The organism is Kribbella sp. NPDC050241 (assembly GCF_044459685.1).
In the GTDB taxonomy this organism is placed as follows: domain Bacteria; phylum Actinomycetota; class Actinomycetes; order Propionibacteriales; family Kribbellaceae; genus Kribbella.
The window spans coordinates 83,287-104,344 of sequence record NZ_JBITJE010000001.1; the positions used below are offsets into that span (position 1 = coordinate 83,287).

Consider the following 21,058-nt stretch of genomic DNA (forward strand, 5'->3'; position numbering starts at 1 on the left):
GTCAGTCGGCCACGATGGCGCCGCCGGTGTACGGACGGCTCAGGCGGGTGAGGACATCGTGGTAGGCGTCCATGAACGCCGTACGGACGTTGTTCCGTTCGAGGGCCGCGACACCACGGACCGTCGACTCGCCCGGTGTGCCCACCTCACGGCGTACGGCGAGGGTGTCGCCGTCGCGTTTGATCAGGAGCTCGGCCGTGCCGGCCATGGTCTCGAGGAACATGGCCTTCGCGCTCTTGAGATCGAGGCCGTGGCAGACCGCGGCGTCGATCGCGGCCTCGGCCAGGACCGCGATGTAGGCGGGCATGACCCCGGACGTCGCCGTGGCCAGGTCCATCTGGCGCTCCGGAAGGACTACGACCGTCCCGAGCCGGGAGAGGAGCTCGACCGCGGGCTCGCCGCCCGCGGCCACGGCAACCACGCCTCGGCGGACCTCGACCGGCGTGTTGGGCATCGTCCGTACGACGGTGGCGCCGGGGTAGGCGGCTTGGAGCTCGGCGACGGTGGTGGGGCCCATCATCGAGATCACCATCTTCCCCGTCGCGTCGACACCCTTCGCGATCTCGGCCAGCTGGTCGGGACGATGACCCAGGAACACAGTTTCCGAGCGCTTGAAGAGGTCGGCGTTGGTGGGCATCACCTCTCCGCCCAGCTCGGCCACGAGCGCCGCCGCCCGCCCCGAGCCCGCGTCGGTGGCGTAGACCGGCTCACCGAGCCCACGCGCGATTGCACTGGCCATGTTTCCTGCGCCGACGAAGCCGATCATGAGGATCCTCTGTCAGGTGGACGAACGGTCATCTGAACCGTAGAGCGGTCGAGCCGTTCGTACTTGCGTCGCACGTCGGACCCGTGCCGCACGTTTTGCGTCACCTGTCGTTAGCAATCGCGGCCTGGCCTGCCGAGGATCGGTGCACAGAAGGAATGTGCCGGCAGGAAGGCCGCAAAGCATGCCGAGTAGAGGTGCGACCGACAAGTCGACGGGGCCCGCGAGTCCGCGGGTCCGGGTCCGGCGTCGACCCGCCCGAGCGTCGTACGACCTCGACAAGGTCCACGAGATCCTGGACGAGTCCCTCATGTGTCACGTCGGCTTCGTCGTCGACGACCAGCCGTACGTGTTGCCCACCCTGCATGTCCGGGTCGGCGATGAACTGCTCATCCATGGGTCCCGCAAGAACCGGATGTTCAACCTGATCGCCGACGGCGCGCCGGTCTGCGTGGAAGCCACGGTTCTCGACGGTCTGGCGATGGGCCGCTCCGTCCTGCAGAACTCGGTGAACTATCGCTCGGTCGTCGTCCTGGGCACGGGTACGGCGATCGAGGATCCCGAGGCCAAGCTGGAACGCATGCTGGCTCTCGTCGAGAAGTGCATCCCGGGCCGGTTGCCGGACCTGCGACCGCTGACGGATGCGGAGCTCGGCAGTGCCCTGTTGGTGTCCATCCCGCTCGACGAGTGCTCCGTCAAGGTGCGCACCGGCGACGGGGACGACGCGGCAGCGGATCGAGCCCTACCTGTCTGGGCGGGCGAGCTCCCGTTGCGGGTGACACCTGGTGAGCCGGTCCCGGACGAGCATGTGCCGGCCGGTACGGCGGTCCCCGAGTATCTGCGGTTGTGGGGCCAGGGCAGAACGGGAGTGTGACACCGGCCATCGGACGCTATCGTCGGAGGATGACGTCAGAGCTCCAACGGTTGGTTGATGCTCTCGGCCACAAGATCCAGCGGAACGTGACCGTCGACGATGCCTGGATGCGTCAACTGGCCTTCTCCTCGCACGAGTACGGCCCCGTCGACCGGCTCCGTCGGCAGTCGATCTTCCAGCAGCACGACGTACGTCCGGAAGTCCTGGCCTGGACGCAGGCGGCCGGAGCGCGGACCGCGGTGGAGCCGTTCCGGCCGCCGATCGATCCCCGGATCGGTTGCACTCATCAACGGCTGGTGGTCCCGATCCGGTGGCAGGGCGCACTGGTCGGTTACATCTGGATCGTCGAGGGGGAGAACGAGCTCACCGCGGAAGAGCTGAAGACCGTTTCCCAGACGACCGAGACGCTGGCTGCCGCCCTGCATCGAGACCAACTGGCTGAGGAGTTCGGCAAGAGCAGGATTCGCGATCTTGCCCATGAGCTGATTCTGGCCGGCGACCTGGCCGCTCGTCGGCACGCCGCCGCCGACCTCGTCGACGCCGACTACTTCGTCGCATCCGAGCCGGTGTGCGTCGTGGTCGTCACACTGTCCGCGGACGGCCGCGGGCTGTCCGAGAACGAGCGCGACGTACTCGGTGGATGGCTCGATCGCGCGGGACGGCGGCTGAGCGATCGTCGTCACATCTGCCTGGTCAGGCGAGACCACGGGCTCCTCCTGCTCTCCGACAAGGACCCGATGTTCGGCGGCACGGAGAAGGTCGCGCTGGTGCGTGATCTGCTGTCGAGCATCCTGGCGGATCTGCCCGACAGTGATCCGTACGCCGGCATCGGCAGCGTGGCCGGCGATCTGACCGATGCGCACAGCTCGTACGAGACGGCACAACGAGCAGCCCGCGTGGCCCGCGTCATGGGCGGCCCGGAGCGCGTGATGTCCCACGAGGAGCTCGGCGTCTACGGACTGCTCACCAGAATCCCGGGTCGTGAACTCGACGAGACCTGCGTGCCACGCGGACTGCTCCAGTTGATCGGATCAGGTCCGAAGGGCGCCCAACTGGTCGATACCCTCGAGGCGTTCCTGGAGAACGCGGGAGACGTCCAGGCGACGGCGGAGCAACTGTTCGTGCATCGCACCACGCTGTACTACCGGCTCCAGCGGATCGAAGAACTGACGGGCGCCCACCTGTCCAACGGGGAGGACCGCCTCGTGTACCACCTGGGCCTGAAGATCGCCCGGCTGATCGGGCTCAGAAGTTAGCTACAGGAGGAGGAGAGCGGGCCGCCGCTTTCCGACGACGGGAGAATGCCCGGCGCACGACCATCCCCCTAGCGTGAACGCGTGACGCGATTCGGGATGGAGACGCCGGAATGCTGGTGCTGACTGCGACGGACGTACGGGCGGCGTTCCCGATGGGCGACGCGGTGGAGTTGATGCGCTCGGCAATGGCCGCGCACGGCAGGGGAGAGGTGTTCCAGCCGCCTCGTGTGGTGCTGGATCCGCCGGCGTTCGATGGGTCCGTATGGCTCAAGCCGGCCGCTGTCGAGGGAGGGGTCGGGCTCAAGGTGCTCACGATCGTTCCTGCGAACCAGCAGCGTGGCCTCGAGGTGATCCAGGCGTTCGTCGCTCTGCTCGATCCCGTGACCGGCGTACTGCTGGCGCTGCTCGAGGGAGGAGTGGTGACGGAGCTTCGCACCGCTGCGACCTCGGGTGCTGCCACCGATCTGCTGGCCAACCAGGACGCAGGTGATCTCGCCATCATCGGCGCCGGAGTCCAGGCGCGGAGCCACCTTCTGGCGATGGCCGAGGTCCGCAAGCTCCGGCGCGTCCGCGTCTGGAACCGGACCGAACCACGAGCGCTCGAGTTCGTTCGATGGGCCGAGGCTCGCGGCTTCGAGGTCGAGGTCTGCGACAGCGTGCAGTCCGCCGTGGACGGAGCGGACCTGGTCTGTTCCGTCACGTCGTCGACGGACCCCTTGATCGACGGCGACTGGATCTCCCCAGGCACACACCTCAACGCGGTCGGTGCCTTCCACCGCGAGGGTCGCGAGCTCTGCACCAACCTGGTGCAGAAGGCGGACGTCTTCGCCGTCGACAGCCGCGAAGGCGCCTTCGCCAACGCCGGCGACATGCTGATACCACTCGGCGAAGGCGCCCTCGCCGACTCGTTCGATCCACCCGAGGTCGGTGAATTGCTCGTCGGCACTCGGGCCGGGCGGACGACGACGGACCAGATCACCGTGTTCGAGTCCCTGGGGTTGGCGATCCAGGACGTCGCGGCGGCAGCATCGATCGTCACGCTTGCGCAGCGTGAGGGCATCGGCGTCGTGATCGACTTTCCCTGACAGGAGCCGGTCGTGACCAAGGAAGTCACCGTTGTCGGCGGCGGAGCCATCGGTCTCGCCACCGCCTACTACCTGGCCCAAGCGGGCGCGGCGGTGCGGGTGATCGAAGCCCGCCAGGTCGGCAGCGGGGCCTCGTGGGGCAACAGCGGCTGGATCGCTCCCTCGTTCGCCGCGCCGATCCCTGCGAAGGGGCTGGTGAGCTACACGTTGAGGTCCTTGTCGGACCCGGCATCGCCGATCTACTTCGCCCTGCGAGCCGACCCTGACTTCATCCGCTGGGCGTGGAGGTTCTGGCGCCACTGCAACGACGGTGCCTTCCAGCGCGGAATGCATGCCACGGCAAAGCTGGGCGAGAAGACGCATCAGCTGTACGCCGGACTCACCGCTCGCGGGATCGACTTCGGAATCCGGCGCGAGGGGATCCTGATGGTCGCCCTGCGGGCCGGTGCGCTCGAGGCCGACCTCGACCGGCTCAGGATCTTGTCGGCGTACGGATATCCGTTGCCAGAGGCAATCTTGACCGGGGCCGAGTTGCACGAGGCGGAGCCGGTTCTGTCCGACGAGGTGACCGCGGGGTTCGTGATCGAAGGCGAGGCGCATGTCGACCCGGCGCGGATCAGCCGCGGATTCGCGGACGCCCTCGGCCAGGTCGACGCCGAGCTCTTCGAGGGCACCGAGGTTGCCGGAATCGAGCATCGCAACGGGCGGGCGACCGCTCTGCGCACCTCGTCGGGACGGTTCACGGTCGAGAACGTCGTACTCGCCGCCGGAGCCTGGACCGAGCCCCTCGCGCGGATGCTCGACGTCAGGCTGCTCATGCAGGCGGGCAAGGGCTACAGCTTCTCCATCCGTCCCCGGACTCAGCCGCTCCGGCCCATCCATTTCGGTGAATCGAAGGTGGTCGTCACCCCGCTGTCCGACGGCAAGACGCGCGTCTCCGGGACGATGGAGCTGAGTGGCCTCAATCTGCGTCTGGACGAACGTCGCATCCGCGCCATCAAAACCGGGGCGAGCAAGTATCTGGCGGACTGGCCCGACGACACCGTCGAGGACGAGTGGGTCGGCATGCGACCCCTCGCCGCCGACGGCCTGCCGATCCTCGGCCGCGTGCCCGGCTTCGAGAACGTCTATCTGGCGACAGGCCACTCGATGTCCGGAATCACCCTGGCCCCGGCAACCGGCCTCTTCATGTCCGACCTGATCATGACCGGCCGAACACCGCCCCCGCTGACCCCCTTCGCCCCCGCCCGCATCACCCGCCGCTGACGCAACAAGTCCACCCAGCCACCACTCCCGCAGCCGGACAGAATCGTCGTACTGGACGTCCCGCATCCGGCTGGATCCGGGGAGGATCTCTGACCGCTACGGGGCCGAAATCCTCCCCAAATCCGCCCGGGGTGAAGCAGACGCTGCGCCCATCCGGTCAGACGGCTCGCAGAGTTTCCTCGAACTCGATCACGAGCCCTTCGCCGCGGAAGCGGTCCCTGAGTTCCCGGTCGAGTTCTCCCGCGACCATGAGCAGCTGCACTTTGGATTGGCGACCGTTCCGGAGTCCGGTCTTGCCGAGTTCCACGGCCTGCTCCAGGTCGCCTGCCCGGCCCGCCATGATGCCGAGCGTGATCCGGCTTTCGGCTATCCGCATCGGGCTGAATTCGCTGCCGTCCGGTGAGGTGTTGTCGTCAATCACGGTCGTCGCGTACTGCGTGGCCAACTCGTCGTCACCGGCGATCCGGTGCACATCCATCGCGTGGTAATCCCACTTGGCTGGGTCGACCTTGAAGTGGTTGTCGGGACGGTCCGGGTACGGCAGGCGGTCGAGCATCTCTTTGCCCGTGGCAAGCAACGTGCTCAGGCCGGCTTCACCGAGACGGGCTTTGGCCTTGGCCTCCTGAGCGATCAGTTGGACGTGCACGCTGGACGATTGAGCGACCGCCTGACCGCGCTGGGCCGCGTCCACGGCCTGCCGGAATCGACCCTGGGTGAGGGCGAACCAGGCGGTCATCTCGTGACCCCATCCGGCGATCTCGGGGTGCCCAGCCTCTTGCCCGAGTGGCCCTGGGCGCTTCGTCGCGCAGCCGGGCCATGTCGTCGGACGGGGCCTTGCGGCCGTTCTCGATGTAGCTCAGGTACGACCGGCTGTACTGCGTGGCTCGGGCGAGGTCGGCCAGAGACCAACCGCGGTGGTCTCGGTACTCCTGGAGACGCCGTCCGAAGCTCACCCGTCCAGTGTCAGCCAAGGCCAGGGCGCCACGGGGGCAGGCGACCGAAATTGGCCGGTACTCAAAGCCTCACGGACCGAGCCGTGCGACGGCCTGCACCCGACAACCGGGCGGCCGTGCGTACTGGGCTACCACGACGGCCATCACCGCGACGTGTCCGGCGGTGAGTGGCCGGACGACTGAGCGAGCCGGCCCGTGCCGCCGTTATTGCTGGCGGCACGGGCCGGGAGTCTCACGGAACGGCCACGGAACGCGGAGGGGTCGTGATGACTTCTCCGCAGGTCAGCGGCCTACAGCCGATCAGACGTCGTAGTACAGCTCGAACTCGTGGGGGTGGGGGCGGAGCTGGATGGGGGCGATTTCCTGCTCGCGCTTGAGGTCGATCCAGGTCTCGATCAGGTCCTCGGTGAAGACGTCGCCTTCGAGCAGGAAGGCGTGGTCGGCCTCGAGGGCGTCGATCACGGCCGGGAGCGAGGTGGGGACCTGCGGGATGCTCGCGTGCTCCTCCGGCGGGAGCTCGTAGAGGTCCTTGTCGACGGGGTCGATCGGCTCGATCTTGTTCCGGATGCCGTCCAGGCCGGCCAGCAGCTGGGCCGCGAAGGCCAGGTACGGGTTCGCCGACGGGTCGGGGCAGCGGAACTCGATCCGCTTCGCCTTCGGGTTCGACCCGGTGATCGGGATCCGGATACAGGCCGAGCGGTTGCGCTGCGAGTAGACCAGGTTGACCGGCGCCTCGAAGCCCGGCACCAGACGGTGGTAGGAGTTCACCGTCGGGTTGGTGAAGGCCAGCAGCGACGGGGCGTGCTTGAGCAGGCCGCCGATGTACCAGCGGGCCACGTCGGACAGGCCGCCGTACCCGGACTCGTCGTAGAACAGCGCGTCGCCACCGGAGAACAGCGACTGGTGGCAGTGCATGCCGGAGCCGTTGTCACCGAAGATCGGCTTGGGCATGAACGTCGCGGTCTTGCCGGCCGCCCAGGCGGTGTTCTTGACGATGTACTTGAACTTCTGCAGGTTGTCCGCGGTCTTCAGCAGCTCGTCGAAGCGGAAGTTGATCTCCGCCTGACCCGCCGTACCGACCTCGTGGTGCGCGCGCTCGACGAGCAGGCCGGCCCGCTCCAGGGCCAGCGTGATGTCGTCGCGCAGGTCGCCGAAGTGGTCGGTCGGCGCGACCGGGAAGTAGCCACCCTTGTAACGGACCTTGTAGCCGCGGTTGCCGCCGTCCTCGACCCGGCCGGTGTTCCAGGCGCCGGCGACCGAGTCGATCGAGTAGTAGCCGGAGTTCGCCTTGGTCTCGAACCGGACGTCGTCGAAGACGTAGAACTCGGCCTCCGGCGCGAAGAACGCGGTGTCCGCGATGCCGGTCGACTTCAGGTACTCCTGCGCCTTGCGGGCGATGTTGCGCGGGTCGCGGCTGTACGCCTCGCCGGTCAGCGGGTCGTGCACGAAGAAGTTGATGGCCAGCGTCTTGGTGCCGCGGTACTCGTCGACGAAGGCGGAGGTCGGGTCGGGCAGCAGCTTCATGTCGGACTCGTGGATCTGCTGGAACCCGCGTACCGACGACCCGTCGAACATCAGGCCCTCTTCGAAGACCTCCGGTCCGAACGACGACACCGGGACGGTGAAGTGCTGCATGATGCCCGGCAGGTCGCAGAACCGGACGTCGATGATCTCGACGCCCTCGTCCTTGACGTAGGCGAGCAGCTCCTCAGCGCTGGAAAACATACGTACTCCTCGGGGTGGCTCAGAGATTGCATCTGAACGTAGGGCCTGCCGATTACTCGGCCGTGACCCCAATGTTTCGCGGATGTTACGCCCAGCGTGTCCGCGCTGACCCACTGGTGTACGGCGGTGACGGCCTGAGATCTCCCGGTCCGCTGTGTCCCGGCCCGGACCGTTCCGTAGGCTAGCCATCATGGCATCATCCGCGCAGCCGGGCACAGGACCCTCCGAGGAATTCCGGTTCCCGGGGAATCGGCTGGGGCTCCCGGCCACCGGACCGGGCTCGGTCGCGGGCTGGGTCCGCCGGGTGCTGGCGCTGCTGCTGGACTGGCTGATCGCCGGGCTGATCGCGTCCGCGGTCACGTCGAAGCCCATGTGGGCGGGTGGCAATGATTTCGGGACCGCGCAACTGGTCGCCTTCTTCGCCATCACCGCGATCCTGACCGGGCTGGCCGGCGGCACCATCGGTCACCGTGTGTGCGGGATGCGGGTGATCCCGATCCGCGGCACCACCAGCTACACGACGCAACCAGGGCTGCTGGCCGGTGTCATCCGCGCGTTCCTGATCTGCCTGCTGATTCCGGCCGTCGTCTACGACCGCGACCGCCGTGGCCTCCACGATCGCGCCGCGAACACCGCCGTCGTACTGCGGTAGTCAGCGCCGGGTGAGCCGGAGCTGGACGTCGTCCAGGTAGCCGGTGCGGAAGCCGGCCTCGGAGTACGCGAGGTAGAACTCCCACATCCGGAGGAAGGTTTCGTCGAAGCCGAGATCGGCGATGGCCGGCCCGCGCTCGATGAAGCGGTTCCGCCAGATCCGCAGGGTGCGCGCGTAGTCGGCGCCGAGATGCCGGAGCACCTCGAGTCGCAGGCCGCCGTGCCGCGTGGTGACGTCCTCGATCACCTTGATCGAGGGGATCAGGCCGCCGGGGAAGATGTACTTCTGCACCCAGGTGAACGTGTTCCGGGTGGCCAGCATCCGCTCGTGCGGCATCACGATCGCTTGCACCACCGCGACTCCGCCGGGCGCGAGCCGCCGCTCGATCGCGTCGAAGTAGACCGGCCAGTACTTCTCGCCGACCGCCTCGATCATCTCCACGCTCAGTACGGCGTCGAACTCGCCGATCTGGTCGCGGTAGTCACGCAACGCCACCTGCACCCGGTCGCTCACGCCGGCCTCGGCGATCCGGCGCTGGGCCATCAGTGCCTGCTGCGAGGCGATCGTGATCGCGGTGACCCAGGCACCGCGTTGCGCGGCGCGGATCGCCAGGCTGGCCCAACCGCACCCGATGTCGAGCACCCGCGATCCGGACACCACCCCGGCCGCGTCGAGGATCGCGTCGAGCTTGTTCAGCTGCGCCTGCGTGAGTTCGTCGTACGACGCTGTGGCCAGGTCCGCCGCGGCGGCGGGGCCGAAGTACGCCGCCGAATAGGTCAGGGTGGGGTCGAGGAACTCGGAGAACATCGCGTTGCTGAGGTCGTAGTGGCGGCTGACGTTCTCGCGGGCACCGGCCCGGTCGTTCTCCTGGTCGCCGGGTTGGGACCGGGTCACCAGCCAGCGCAGCGACTGTGCCCATTTGGGCAGCAGGTGCCGGGTCTCCTCGTTGCTGAACCGCTCGGCGAACGGGACCAGCAGATCGGACAGGTCGGTGCCCGGTTCGGGATCCCAGTCGCCGGCCAGATAGGCCTCACCGAATCCGGACCCGGCGTCGTGACCCAGCCGGTCCAGGAACGCCGCGCTGCGGTGCACCCGCATCGCCGGTCCGCCCAGGCCGTACGACCTGTTCTCGAGGTGGATCGTGGCCGGCAGGTCCCTGGCGATCAGACGGAGCGCGGCCAGCGCGCCGGCCCGGCGGACCGGGTTCGACCGAGGGCGGGCCAGCGTCGGCCACGTCTCGGTCACCGGCTGGTGCACAACCGGCAGGAGATCCGTCATGATCGTCAACCTCGTGTCCTCGATCCGTCCTGGTCGCACCTTAAGGCCCAACCTCCGCCCCACGACGCGACACGAAGGCACACTCGTGCCACGTCACGGACAGATCAACTGATGAGCGGCCGCCGGGTTACCCCGGCATCTCGCTCGTCGCCCCCCAGCGCCGAGTCAGCGGCCCTTCATGGCCTGCCTGGCGCCCTTGAGGCTGGTCGGCACCGGACCCTTCGGCATCGGCACCTGCGGGCGAACGGCGTCCAGCGCCTTCAGCCGCTGCAGCAGGTCCGTGATCTCCGACGGCTGCAGCGCCTGGGGCAGCTTCATCACGTGCTTGGTCAGCTTGCGGATGTCGATCTCGTCCTCGCCCTGACCGGCCACGATCTGGATCACCGGCGCGCCACCGGCCACCCGGTTGTGCTTCTTGCCCTCGGCGGCGAGCAGGTTCTTCACCCGGCTCGCCTGCCCCTCGCCGACCAGCACGATGCCCGGACGGCCGACGACCCGGTGCACGATGTCGGCGTTCTTGGTGACCGCGACGGCGGGCGTCACGGTCCAGCCGCGGCGCAGTGTCTGCAGCGCGGACGCGGCCGCACCCGCCTGGCCCTCGATCTGGCTGTACGCCGCCTTCTCGACCTTGCGGCCGAAGATGATCGTCGCGGCGAGGAAGCCGAGCGCGACACCCAGCGGGATCCACACCATCAGCGGCCCGACCAGCAGGCCGACCACCACGAAGATCGCGACGATGCCGAGGAAGATCCCGGCCAGCACCAGCCCGACCGTCGGGTCGGACTTCTTGGTCAGCTTGTACGCCGAGGCGATCTGCTTGAGCCGACCGGTCTTCTTCTCTTCGGGCGCGTCGTTCTTGGCCATCTCTCCCGGATCCCTGTTTTAAGCGGTCTGTGTCGCGGCGTTCATCCGCGACTCCACAGCCTGACGGTACAGCCGACCGGCCCGGTACGACGAACGCACGAGTGGCCCGGACATGACTCCGGCGAAACCGATCGCCTCGGCCTCGGCCTGCAGCTCCACGAACTCCTCGGGCCGAACCCACCGCTCGACCGGGTGGTGCCGCACCGAGGGGCGCAGGTACTGGGTGATGGTGATGATCTCGCAGCCGGCGGCGTGCAGGTCGCGCAGCGCCTGGCTGACCTCGTCCCGGGTCTCGCCCATGCCGAGGATCAGATTCGACTTGGTCACCAGGCCGTAGTCGCGGGCCTGGGTGATGACGTCCAGCGACCGCTCGTAGCGGAAGCCCGGCCGGATCCGGCGGAAGATCCGCGGCACGGTCTCGACGTTGTGCGCGAACACCTCGGGCCGGGACGAGAACACCTCGGCGAGTTGCTCGGGGACAGCGTTGAAGTCGGGCGCGAGCATCTCGACGCCGGTGCCCGGGTTCAGCTCGTGGATCTGGCGGATCGTCTCGGCGTACAGCCAGGCGCCGCCGTCGTCCAGGTCGTCGCGGGCGACGCCGGTCACGGTGGCGTAGCGCAGGCCCATGGTCCGGACCGACTCGGCGACCCGGCGCGGCTCGTCCCGGTCCAGCGCCTGCGGCTTGCCGGTGTCGATCTGGCAGAAGTCGCAGCGGCGGGTGCACTGGTCACCGCCGATGAGGAACGTGGCCTCGCGGTCTTCCCAGCACTCGAAGATGTTCGGGCAGCCAGCCTCCTGGCACACGGTGTGCAGCTGCTCGGACTTCACCAGCTTCTGCAGTGCCAGGTACTCCGGGCCCATCTTGGCCCTGGTCTTGATCCACTCGGGTTTGCGCTCGATCGGGGTCTCCGCGTTGCGCACTTCGAGCCTGAGTAGCTTCCGTCCTTCTGGGGCGATCGTCACGACCCCAAGCGTACGCGGCCCTGGTCAGGGGCGATCCACCCCCACGGGCTGTCCGGTGCTCCCCTGCGTGCTGCGCGGCACTCGGCACGGCATCTCGCTGCACTGGAGCAAAGGCCACGATGGAACCACATCGAGGCCTCCACTCCAGCACACCGAGCTACCGCACCGAGCACCTGCTCGCGACTGCAGGGGAGCACCGGACAGCCCGTAGGCTGCTGAGCTATGGCCACGCTTGAACTGGGTACGACGCCCGCGGCCGCCGAGCCGGGGACACCACCCGGCACCGGGACGACTGTTCGGGGCTGGGTGCGGCCCGGTCCGACCGCGGCGCAGCGGCGTGCCGACGTACTGCTGGGCCTCGGGATGGCCGTCGCCGCGGTGATCGGCACCGAGCTGGCCCGGGGTGCCTCGCCGACGCATGTGGACCTCGGGATCGGCGGAGTCGAGCCGTACGTGCTCAGCGCGGCGGTCTCGCTGCCGCTGTGCTTCCGCCGCCGGTTCCCGATCCCGGTGCTACTGGCGGTGGCGGCACTGTTCGTGGTCACGGGGGAGCGGGCGATCTTCGCCTTCGCCAGCAACCTCACCACCCAGGCGTCGCTGTTCATGGCGATCTACGCGGCCGTCGCCTGGGCTCGGGACCGGCGGCTGATGAAGGCGTCGGTCGCGGTCGTCTTCGTCGGGATGTTCGGCTGGCTGGCGATCAACTTCGTCAGAGCCCTGCGCAACAACGAGATCGAGGGCCCGAACCACGCACTGCTTTCGCCGTACGTCTCCAGCGTCATCCTCACCGTCGCACTCAACATCCTCTACTTCTTCGGCGCCTATTTCTGGGGCAGGACCGCGTGGGGCACCGCCCGGCAGCGCCACGAACTCGAGCAGCAGGCCACCGAGCTCGCCGCTCAGCAGGAGGCGAACGCCCGCCGCGCGGTCATCGATGAGCGGCTACGGATCTCGCGCGAACTGCACGACGTGGTCGCGCACCACATCAGCAGCATCGGCGTCCAGGCCGGCGGCGCCCGGCGGGTGATGGACTCCGACCCCGACGCGGCCAAGAATGCGCTGAGCGTGATCGAGGACTCCAGCCGTACGGCGGTCAACGAGATGCGCCAGCTCCTCGGCATGCTCCGCGCCGCCGACCCGGACGTCGACCTGGAGGCGCCGGTCGCCAAGGCGCCACAGGCGGGCGCCGACCGGCTCCCGGCGCTGATCGCGGACGTGAACGGCGAGGGCCTGTCGGTCGGCTTCCACCAGATCGGCCAGCCGGTCCAACTGCCCGAGACGGTCTCGGTGTCGGTCTACCGGATCGCCCAGGAGGCGCTGACCAACGTACGACGGCACTCGACGGCGCGGAGTGCACACATCACGCTGCGTTACCTTGGTGACTCGGTCGAGCTCGAGGTGATCGACGACGGCCGGCCCAAGCACGCCCCGGTGGGTAGCCGGCTCGGCCATGTCGGCATCCGTGAGAGGGTCGGTCTGCTCGGCGGCGAGACCGAGATCGGGCCGCGCGCAGTAGCTGCCGGTGGCTTCCGGGTCCGGGTCCGGATCCCGCTCGACCCGCAGAACCGCCCACTGCAAGGAGGAGACCAGGCATGACCGACACGGTGACCGAGCCGATGCGTGTCCTGCTGGTGGACGACCAGGACCTGGTCCGGGCCGGGTTCCGGATGATCCTGTCGGTCGAGCCGGAGATCGACGTGGTCGGCGAGGCCTCCGACGGGGAGAAGGCGATCGAGCTCGCGCTGGCGCTGCGGCCGGACGTCGTACTGATGGACGTCCAGATGCCCGGCATGGACGGAATCACCGCGACCCAGCGGATCGTCGCGGCGGACGCGGGCAAGGTCGTCATCCTCACCACCTTCGACCGGGACGACTACCTGTTCGAGTCGCTCGGGGCCGGGGCCAGCGGGTTCCTGCTCAAGAACACGGCGCCCGAGGACCTGGTCGACGCGATCCAGGTCGTGCACTCCGGCCATGCGCTGCTCGCGCCCGAGGTGACCAGGCGTGTCATCAAGCGGTTCACCGGCGGCGGCGAGCGGGTCTACCGCCCGGACCTGCTGGAGGACCTGACCGAGCGCGAACGTGAGGTGCTCGGCCTGATCGCCCGCGGCTTGACCAACACCGAGATCGCCAACCAGCTGTACGTCGGCGAGGCCACCGTCAAGACGCACGTCTCCCGCGTGCTGCTCAAGCTGGGCCTGCGCGACCGCGTCCAGGCTGTCGTCTTCGCCTACGAGTGCGGCTTGGTCACCCCTGGCGACGACCCGACCGGCTGACCGGCGACCACCGCGACCAGCGAGCAGACGGCGGCGGTCACGACGACAACGGCCGGTACGCCGATCTGCTCGGCCGTCAGCGGGACCACCGCGAGGACAGCGCCGGCGCAGAGGATCAGCGCGGGATGGATCACCCGGTCCACCTCGATCGGCTTGTGCACCGCCCAGAGCAGCACGATGAATGCGGCCGCAGGCACCGAGACCGAGTAGCCGACCGTCACAGGGGAGACCTCCATCTCGTGACCTGTCTGGACGGCCACCTCCAGACCGGCGCCCAGCGCGGCCAGCGACGCGAAGACGCCGTAGTGGCCGTAGCCCCAGCGGTACGACTGGTTGCGCCGCTGGCTGAGGCACTCTCCGGCCGGGTGCTGGAAGTAGAACCACCAGAGCGCGAAGAGCAGCACCAGACCGGCCCCTGCGACGACCAGGAGCGAGCCGCTGAACTCGCCGGCGGCCAGCGCGTTCTGTACGCCTCTGGTTGCCGCCAGCACGCTCTCGCCGAGCAGGATCAGCGTGAACAGGCCGTACCGCTCGGCAATGTGGTGCGGGTGCCAGCTGGTCGGGTAGGTGCGTTCGGCCCAGAGCGGCACGGACAGCTCGAGCACGACCAGCACCAGGAACACCGGCGGATTGGGTCCACCGGTCAGGACCAGACTCAGCACCCATCCCGCCTGTGCGACCGCGATCCCGATCGCGTAGCGGAGCGCCGTACGCCGACGGGTCGGGTCCTCGGCGGCCGCGCGCAGCCACTGGGCCACCAGGGCGAGCCGCATGATCACGTACCCGAGCGCCACCCAGCGGAAGTCCGAGTGCTTGGCCGCCTCCGGTATGCCGGCCGCGATGACCAGGACACCGCCCATCTGCACCATCGTGAGCAGCCGGTACGCGACGTCGTCGGTGGCGTACGAGGAGGCGAACCAGGTGAAGTTCATCCACGCCCACCAGATCGCGAAGAACACCTCGAGGAACGGCACCACCCCGTCGGCGAGGTGACCGTCCTCGATGCTGTGCGCCAGTTCGGCGGTGGCCGCGGCGACCGCGACCACCAGGGTCAGATCGAACAGCAGCTCCAGCGGACTGGCCGTGCGGTGTGGCTCGTCGACGGCGCGGGCCGTCATCCGGGCTCTGAGCGGGGTGCGTTCTGCGGGCAAGGTCGGCTCCTTGTCGGTCCTGTCACCAACTGAGACAGGACAGTGTCGCGAACTGTGACCGCCCGCTGTCACAACCGCGGTGTGTGCCCTGTCTTAGCTGGCGACAGGAGTGCGACCAGCGCACCCGGAGCACGAGAGGTGAACCATGAAGATCGTGGTGATCGGCGGTACCGGACTGATCGGCTCGAAGCTGGTCCGGCGATTCGAGGCGGACGGTCACGAGGCGATCGCGGCCTCACCGAACACCGGAGTGAACACACTGACCGGCGAGGGACTGGCCGAAGTACTGGCCGGCGCCGCCGTGGTGGTCGACGTGTCGAACTCACCGTCGTTCGAGGACACCGCAGTGATGAAGTTCTTCGAAACGTCCACGTCCAACCTGCTCGAGGCCGAAGCCGCCGCCGGGGTCGGGCACCACGTGGCGGTGTCCATCGTCGGCACCGAGCGGCTCCCCACCAACGGGTACTTCCGGGCCAAGATCGCGCAGGAGCAGCTGATCGAGAAGGGCGGCATCCCGTTCTCGCTGGTGCACGCGACGCAGTTCTTCGAGTTCACCAACGCGATCGCGGACACTGCCACCGATGAGGCCGGCAAGGTCCACATGGCACCAGTGAGCTTCCAGCCGATGGCCGGTGACGACGTCGCGGACCAGGTCGCCAAGACCGCGGTGGCCGAGCCGTTGAACGGCCGCCGGGACATCGCCGGGCCGGACCGGTACCGGATGGACGACTTCTTCCGGATGGCGCTGCCCGACCGCGAGATCGTGACCGACGACCACGCGACGTACTTCGGTAGCGAACTGCTCGAGGACAGCCTGGTCCCGATCGGCGACGTGACGCTCGGTCAGTTCCACTACCCCGAGTGGGCGGAGGCGCATCGATGAGCTCTGGCGACTTCCTGGAGCGACTGGAGACCGAGGTCAACGCCGACCTGGCGATGGCCCGAGCGGGTGCACCGGCGGCCGACACTCCGCCGAGTGAGTGGCTGGTGGACCCGGAAGAGGTCGAGGTCGAGCAGACTGAGTACACCAGTCTGCTCGGGGCCGTCCAGGCGCTCGAAACCGACCGGATGGATCCGCGCGAGACCCCCACCGGACGCGACGACACGGCGCGGGGGCCATGGGAGGAGTGACTGTGGCGGACGACCTCGAATCGGCCCTAGAGGTGTTCGAGGAGGTTCGCCCACGGCTGTTCGGGATCGCCTACCGGATGCTGGGGAGCGCCACCGAGGCCGAGGACCTGGTCCAGGACGTGTGGCTGCGGTGGCAGGCCGCTGACCGCAGTGCAGTCACCAACCCGGCGGCGTACCTGGCGACCGCGACCACTCGGCTGGCGATCAACGCCGCGCAGTCGGCCAGGGTCCGCCGGGAGACGTACGTCGGGCCGTGGCTGCCCGAGCCGGTCGACACCAGCGCGGATCCGTACCTCGGTGCCGAGCGCGCTGACGCGCTGGAGTTCGCCGTACTGCTGCTGCTGGAACGCCTGTCGCCGAACGAGCGGGCGGCGTACGTACTGCGGGAGGCGTTCGACTACCCGTATCCGCAGATCGCCGAGATCCTGCAGCTCAACGAACCGGCGGTCCGCCAGCTCGTCAGCCGGGCCCGTAAGCACGTCACGGGCGAGCGCCGTACTCCGGTGGACAGTGCCGAGCAGCGCAAGCTCCTCAGCGCCTTCGTGACCGCGGCGAGGTCGGGTGACCTCGCCGAGCTCGAGGAGCTGTTCGCGCCGGACGTGACCAGCGTCTCCGACGGCGGAGGGATCCGCAGTGCCTCCAAGATCCCGGTGCACGGTGCGCAGACGGTGGCGAAGTACTTCCGGTCGTTCAAGGACCGCTTCTGGGCTGGGGTCGAGGTGGAGCTGTCGACCGTCAACGGGCAGCCCGCCGCGCTGCTGCGGCAGGACGGCAAGGTCTTCACCGTGCTGACCATGGTCGCCACCAGCGAGGGCATCGAGCAGCTCCTGTGGGTGATGAATCCGGCCAAGCTCGGACGCGTGGGGTGATGGAGTCCGTCGTACGACGCTTCGCGGCGGCCTGTGCGGCGGAGGACCAGGAGGCCGTGCGGGAGGTGCTGGCCGCGGACGTCGTGCTGGTCAGCGACGGCGGCGGCCGGGTCCTGGCGCCGCTGCGCCCGATCCGCGGCGCGATCGAGGCCGCGCGGATCGTCGTCACACTGATGTCGGCGGCGGTCCTGTCGATCGAGGAGATCAACGGCCGTCCCGGCGTCGTCCTGCGCCGGGGCGGCCGGGTCGAGGCCGTTGCCTCACTCGAGGTGACCGGGTCCGTCATCACCCGCATCTGGGTCGTACTGAATCCGGACAAGCTGGCCCACTGGCTGGTGTCCGATCCGTCCCGCGGATGACACCGCCGATCACCCTGGCGGCCGACGTGCCCGCACGCCTGTCCTGACTAGCGTTGGAACCGCTCCCGCCGTGGGGGCGACCGGCGTGCGCCCGGTCAGGGGCCGACGTGATGGGAAGCGGTGACGGATGCTGAGGGTGGCTGGGCTCACTCGGCGGTTCGGGGATCAGCTCGCGCTGGACGACGTGACATTCGACGTCGTCCCGGGACGGATGACCGGATTCGTCGGGGCGAACGGAGCCGGGAAGACGACGGCGATGCGGATCATCCTCGGCGTGCTGGCGGCGACCGCCGGTGAGGTGCGGTGGAACGACGCGCCGCTGACCCAGGAGGTACGGCGGGACTTCGGGTACATGCCGGAGGAGCGTGGGCTGTACCCGAAGATGAAGATCCGCGACCAACTGGTGTTCTTCGGCCGGCTGCACGGCCTCTCCGCGGATCGTGCGGAGGAGCGCACCGACAAGCTGCTCGAACGCCTCGGGCTGGCCGAGCGGGCCACCGACGCGCTGGAGACGCTGTCGCTGGGCAACCAGCAGCGGGTGCAGATCGCGGCCGCGCTGGTGCACGAGCCGATCGCGCTGGTCCTGGACGAGCCGTTCAGCGGTCTCGACCCGCTGGCGGTCGACACGATGGTGGACCTTCTCCGCGAGGAGGTGACGACCGAGGTGCCGGTGCTGTTTTCGAGCCATCAGCTCGACCTGGTCGAGCGGCTCTGCGACGACCTCATCGTCCTGTCCCGGGGCAAGGTCGTCGCGGCCGGTCCGGTGGCGGACTTGGCTGCCGGCTCGGGTACGACGTACCGGCTCGTGGTCGACGGTGACGCGGGCTGGCTGCGCGACATCCCGGGCATCCAGGTGCGCGACGTGGCCGGCGGTACGGCGCTGTTCGACGTCGAGACCGACGGGGTGGGACAACAGATTCTTCAGCAGGCGATCACTCGCGGGCCGGTGCTCGAGTTCGGGCCGGAGCGGGTGGCGTTGAGCGACATCTTCCGGGAGGCGACCCGATGAACGACCGATCTCTGGACCGTCCGTGGATGCTGATCGCCGAGCGCGAGATCACCACCAAGCTGCGGGACAAGACCTTCATCGGCTCGACCGTGGTGATGCTGTTCATCGTCATGGTCGCCGTGATCCTGCCGGCGGTGCTCGCGGGCCGCGGCGGCGCGGACAAGATCGCCGTTGTCGACGATGCCGGTGCGAAGGTCGTGCAGCAGGCGTCCACCACCAAGGGCGGTGACGGCTTCGAGGTGATCCGGGCCGCGGATCGTCCGGCCGCCGAGCAGCTCGTGACCGACGGCGACGTGAAGGTGGCGCTGCTGCCGGATGCCGACGGGTACGTCGTCCTCGGCAAGGACCGGGTCGACTCCGGGCTCGAAGGCGCGTTGCGTGAAGCGGCGTCGGCCGTCGGGATGGAGAAGAACGCGGCCGGGGCGGGACTGACGCCGACCGAGCTCCGCGCCGGTACGAAGGTGCAGCTGGAGCTGCTCAAGCCGGGTCCGTTGCCGGACATCGTCTCCGACTTCGTCAACATCGGCCTGGCGCTGGTGTTCTACATGACCGCGCTCGGCTTCGGCATGATGATCGCGCAGAGCGTCGTCCAGGAGAAGGAGAGCCGGGTCGTCGAGATCCTGGCCGCCGCGGTACCGATCCGGTCGCTGCTGTGGGGCAAGGTGCTCGGCAACACCGTGCTGGCGTTGTCCCAGATCGTGGTGATCGCGGCGGCGTCGCTGATCGGGCTGCTGGCCACCGACCAGGCCGACATCCTCGAGGTGGTCGCTCCGGTGGCCGGCTGGTTCGTGGTGTTCTTCGTGCTCGGGTTCGTCGCGCTGGCCGGGTTGTGGGCGGTCGCGGGATCGCTGGCGACCCGGCAGGAGGACCTCGGGTCGACCACACTGCCCGGGCAGATGATCCTGATGATCCCGTTCTTCTTCTCGGTGTTCGCCGGATCATCGGCCAAGACCGTGGCGTCGTTCATCCCGATCGCGTCGTCGATGGCGATGCCGGGCCGGATGCTGACCGAGGACGTGCCGCTGTGGCAGCCGCTGCTGGCGATCGTGATCCTGCTCGCCGGGACCGTCCTGATCGTCCGCCTCGGCGCCCGTCTCTACGAGCGCACCCTCCTCCAAACCGGCCGCCGCCTCGGCTACCGAGAGGCACTGGCCATCAAGGCGACCTGATCTATCGTGCCAGCCGGGGCTGACGTTACAAGGTTGGTCCCGGCTGAGACGAAACCGCAACACTCGGAAACTGTGAGCTGTGCGTTGACCTGGACTACGGTCTCAACGCATGAACGTCGAGCTGCGCCACCTGCGGGTGGTGGTCCTGGTGGCAGAAGCGGGGTCCGTCGGACGGGCCGCCCGCTGGCTGAAGGTCAGCCAGCCGAGCCTGACCGCGCAGCTGAAGCGCATCGAGGCCGCGTTCGGCGGTGAGCTGTTCGAGCGCTCCCGGACCGGCGTCACTCCCACCGCACTCGGCCGGTACGCCGTCGACCGCGCCCGCGCGATCCTGGTCGACGTCGACCACCTGTCCGCCACCGTGTCCGCGATGACGGCGGTCGAGTCCAGCGCCGTACGGCTGGGCGGATTTCCGACCGCGCCCATGTCCGGCATTGCCTCGCGACTGCGCGACCACGGCGAGATCGAGCAGGTGAGCATCGAGGTCGAGTGGTCCACCAGCGTGTTGTTGCAGCAGCTGGAGAGCGGACGGCTCGACTTCGCGCTGCTGCGCGAGTTCCCGGGCTTCGAACTGCGGCTGCCCAGCGGTGTCGAGGCCACCACAGTCGTCGAATCGGAATCGGCGTACGTCGTGATGTCCGCCGATCACCCGCTGGCGGTCGCATCGCGGCACCGCGGTGAGATCGAGCTGGCCGCGCTGTGCGACGAGGAGTGGATCGGGGAACCGCCGGACGACAGCGGCTTCCACGTGTTGTTCCGGGCGGCCTGCGAGGAGGCCGGATTCCAGCCGAAGGTCGAGCACCACTCGGTCGACACCTCGGTCCTGATGGGCTTCGTCACCAGCGGCCAAGGCGTCGCGCTCGTCTCACCGACGTCGTACCGGATGCTCTCCACCGACGTCACCACCCGCACCCTCACCGGCGACCCGATCCACCGTCGCCTGCTACTGGCCTGGAGCACGGAATCGCCGCGCGCCCAGATGGCGCGGGACGTCCACGAAATGGCCGCCGCAGCCTACGAACAAGCCTTCACCGAACACGCCCGCCGAGACCAACACCAACGCATGCACGTCGCGTAACCCGCGCCCCACCGCGAACACCTTCCGGGAACCGTGAACACCTTCTGGGGCCGGTGAACACCTTCTGGGGCCGGTGAACACCTTCCGGGGACCGTGAACACCCCCCGGGGACCGTGAACACCTTCCGGGGACCGTGAACACCTTCCGGGGACCGTGAACACCTTCCGGGGACCGTGAACACGTCATACCGTGTCCGCGCTCCCCAGACCCTGTCCACAGCCCCCGGCGACGTGGGTGGGCCAGGGTGCTTTACGACCTTGTGCACGGGTCGACCACATCGGCGGGTGTCTGGTGGTTGATCGGTGCACAAGGTCGTGGGATGTAGCCGACCGGCTCGCCC

Annotated in this window: 21 protein-coding genes and 1 pseudogene; 14 read left to right on the plus strand and 8 right to left on the minus strand. The window is 68.6% G+C overall.

Going from position 1 to position 21,058, the window contains the following annotated elements:
* Position 1 precedes the first annotated feature (1 nt).
* Positions 2 to 766, minus strand: coding sequence for a pyrroline-5-carboxylate reductase family protein (locus ACIBG5_RS00380; protein ID WP_396389268.1), 765 nt, complete (start codon positions 764 to 766; stop codon positions 2 to 4).
* Between the two features lie 181 nt (positions 767 to 947).
* On the opposite strand from ACIBG5_RS00380, the gene ACIBG5_RS00385 reads away from it, so the two are divergent.
* The 4 genes from ACIBG5_RS00385 to ACIBG5_RS00400 all read left to right on the plus strand — a co-directional run bounded on the left by ACIBG5_RS00385 (position 948) and on the right by ACIBG5_RS00400 (position 5,244).
* Positions 948 to 1,637 carry a pyridoxamine 5'-phosphate oxidase family protein gene (locus ACIBG5_RS00385; protein ID WP_396389269.1) on the plus strand — a complete coding sequence of 230 codons (690 nt, stop codon included), beginning with the start codon at positions 948 to 950 and terminating at the stop codon, positions 1,635 to 1,637.
* Positions 1,638 to 1,666: 29 nt separating this feature from the next.
* Positions 1,667 to 2,893: a PucR family transcriptional regulator gene (locus ACIBG5_RS00390; RefSeq protein ID WP_396389270.1), complete on the plus strand. Its 1,227-nt coding sequence runs from the start codon at positions 1,667 to 1,669 to the stop codon at positions 2,891 to 2,893.
* Between the two features lie 110 nt (positions 2,894 to 3,003).
* Positions 3,004 to 3,978 carry an ornithine cyclodeaminase family protein gene (locus ACIBG5_RS00395; RefSeq protein ID WP_396389271.1) on the plus strand — a complete coding sequence of 325 codons (975 nt, stop codon included), beginning with the start codon at positions 3,004 to 3,006 and terminating at the stop codon, positions 3,976 to 3,978.
* A gap of 12 nt (positions 3,979 to 3,990) precedes the next feature.
* Positions 3,991 to 5,244, plus strand: coding sequence for an NAD(P)/FAD-dependent oxidoreductase (locus tag ACIBG5_RS00400; RefSeq protein WP_396389272.1), 1,254 nt, complete (start codon positions 3,991 to 3,993; stop codon positions 5,242 to 5,244).
* A 157-nt stretch (positions 5,245 to 5,401) separates the two neighbouring features.
* Here the strand turns inward: ACIBG5_RS00400 and ACIBG5_RS00405 are convergent, their stop codons facing one another.
* From ACIBG5_RS00405 to glnA, 3 genes and pseudogenes are all read right to left on the minus strand, one after another.
* Positions 5,402 to 5,980: a hypothetical protein gene (locus ACIBG5_RS00405; protein WP_396390775.1), complete on the minus strand. Its 579-nt coding sequence runs from the start codon at positions 5,978 to 5,980 to the stop codon at positions 5,402 to 5,404.
* Positions 5,981 to 6,113: 133 nt separating this feature from the next.
* Positions 6,114 to 6,197, minus strand: a pseudogene (locus ACIBG5_RS00410) (helix-turn-helix domain-containing protein); the annotation flags it as partial.
* Between the two features lie 300 nt (positions 6,198 to 6,497).
* A complete protein-coding gene (glnA, locus tag ACIBG5_RS00415) occupies positions 6,498 to 7,922 on the minus strand; it encodes a type I glutamate--ammonia ligase (protein WP_360447709.1) in 1,425 nt (474 codons plus the stop codon).
* 190 nt (positions 7,923 to 8,112) lie between these two features.
* Between glnA and ACIBG5_RS00420 the strand changes: the two genes are divergently transcribed.
* Positions 8,113 to 8,574 carry an RDD family protein gene (locus ACIBG5_RS00420; RefSeq protein ID WP_396389273.1) on the plus strand — a complete coding sequence of 154 codons (462 nt, stop codon included), beginning with the start codon at positions 8,113 to 8,115 and terminating at the stop codon, positions 8,572 to 8,574.
* On the opposite strand, the gene ACIBG5_RS00425 is transcribed toward ACIBG5_RS00420, so the two are convergent.
* The 3 genes from ACIBG5_RS00425 to lipA all read right to left on the minus strand — a co-directional run bounded on the left by ACIBG5_RS00425 (position 8,575) and on the right by lipA (position 11,679).
* Positions 8,575 to 9,852 (minus strand): class I SAM-dependent methyltransferase, encoded by a 1,278-nt coding sequence (locus ACIBG5_RS00425; protein ID WP_396389274.1) that lies wholly within the window; start codon positions 9,850 to 9,852, stop codon positions 8,575 to 8,577.
* A gap of 165 nt (positions 9,853 to 10,017) precedes the next feature.
* Positions 10,018 to 10,716 (minus strand): DUF4191 domain-containing protein, encoded by a 699-nt coding sequence (locus tag ACIBG5_RS00430; RefSeq protein ID WP_396389275.1) that lies wholly within the window; start codon positions 10,714 to 10,716, stop codon positions 10,018 to 10,020.
* An 18-nt stretch (positions 10,717 to 10,734) separates the two neighbouring features.
* The gene (gene lipA / locus ACIBG5_RS00435) at positions 10,735 to 11,679 is read right to left on the minus strand and encodes a lipoyl synthase (RefSeq protein WP_396389276.1); all 945 of its coding nucleotides are present in this window, start codon (positions 11,677 to 11,679) and stop codon (positions 10,735 to 10,737) included.
* Positions 11,680 to 11,901: 222 nt separating this feature from the next.
* Between lipA and ACIBG5_RS00440 the strand changes: the two genes are divergently transcribed.
* Both ACIBG5_RS00440 and ACIBG5_RS00445 read left to right on the plus strand, forming a co-directional pair.
* A complete protein-coding gene (locus ACIBG5_RS00440; protein ID WP_396389277.1) occupies positions 11,902 to 13,275 on the plus strand; it encodes a histidine kinase in 1,374 nt (457 codons plus the stop codon).
* Positions 13,272 to 13,955: a response regulator gene (locus tag ACIBG5_RS00445; RefSeq protein WP_396389278.1), complete on the plus strand. Its 684-nt coding sequence runs from the start codon at positions 13,272 to 13,274 to the stop codon at positions 13,953 to 13,955. The genes ACIBG5_RS00440 and ACIBG5_RS00445 overlap by 4 nt, the downstream gene beginning before the upstream one ends.
* On the opposite strand, the gene ACIBG5_RS00450 is transcribed toward ACIBG5_RS00445, so the two are convergent.
* The gene (locus ACIBG5_RS00450; protein ID WP_396389279.1) at positions 13,910 to 15,106 is read right to left on the minus strand and encodes a low temperature requirement protein A; all 1,197 of its coding nucleotides are present in this window, start codon (positions 15,104 to 15,106) and stop codon (positions 13,910 to 13,912) included. The genes ACIBG5_RS00445 and ACIBG5_RS00450 overlap by 46 nt on opposite strands.
* 145 nt (positions 15,107 to 15,251) lie before the next feature.
* Here ACIBG5_RS00450 and ACIBG5_RS00455 point away from each other — a divergent pair, with 145 nt between their 5' ends.
* The 7 genes from ACIBG5_RS00455 to ACIBG5_RS00485 all read left to right on the plus strand — a co-directional run bounded on the left by ACIBG5_RS00455 (position 15,252) and on the right by ACIBG5_RS00485 (position 20,718).
* Positions 15,252 to 15,989 carry an SDR family oxidoreductase gene (locus tag ACIBG5_RS00455; RefSeq protein ID WP_396389280.1) on the plus strand — a complete coding sequence of 246 codons (738 nt, stop codon included), beginning with the start codon at positions 15,252 to 15,254 and terminating at the stop codon, positions 15,987 to 15,989.
* Positions 15,986 to 16,237 carry a hypothetical protein gene (locus ACIBG5_RS00460; protein ID WP_396389281.1) on the plus strand — a complete coding sequence of 84 codons (252 nt, stop codon included), beginning with the start codon at positions 15,986 to 15,988 and terminating at the stop codon, positions 16,235 to 16,237. Before ACIBG5_RS00455 ends, ACIBG5_RS00460 begins: the two co-directional genes overlap by 4 nt.
* 2 nt (positions 16,238 to 16,239) lie before the next feature.
* A complete protein-coding gene (locus ACIBG5_RS00465; protein ID WP_396389282.1) occupies positions 16,240 to 17,106 on the plus strand; it encodes an RNA polymerase sigma-70 factor in 867 nt (288 codons plus the stop codon).
* Positions 17,067 to 17,465, plus strand: coding sequence for a hypothetical protein (locus ACIBG5_RS00470; RefSeq protein WP_396389283.1), 399 nt, complete (start codon positions 17,067 to 17,069; stop codon positions 17,463 to 17,465). The genes ACIBG5_RS00465 and ACIBG5_RS00470 overlap by 40 nt, the downstream gene beginning before the upstream one ends.
* Positions 17,466 to 17,592: 127 nt before the next feature.
* On the plus strand, positions 17,593 to 18,474 hold the full coding sequence (locus ACIBG5_RS00475) for an ABC transporter ATP-binding protein (RefSeq protein ID WP_396389284.1): 882 nt from the start codon (positions 17,593 to 17,595) through the stop codon (positions 18,472 to 18,474).
* Positions 18,471 to 19,643 carry an ABC transporter permease gene (locus tag ACIBG5_RS00480; RefSeq protein ID WP_396389285.1) on the plus strand — a complete coding sequence of 391 codons (1,173 nt, stop codon included), beginning with the start codon at positions 18,471 to 18,473 and terminating at the stop codon, positions 19,641 to 19,643. The genes ACIBG5_RS00475 and ACIBG5_RS00480 overlap by 4 nt, the downstream gene beginning before the upstream one ends.
* Positions 19,644 to 19,752: 109 nt before the next feature.
* Positions 19,753 to 20,718 (plus strand): LysR family transcriptional regulator, encoded by a 966-nt coding sequence (locus tag ACIBG5_RS00485; protein ID WP_360447681.1) that lies wholly within the window; start codon positions 19,753 to 19,755, stop codon positions 20,716 to 20,718.
* Positions 20,719 to 21,058 lie beyond the last annotated feature (340 nt).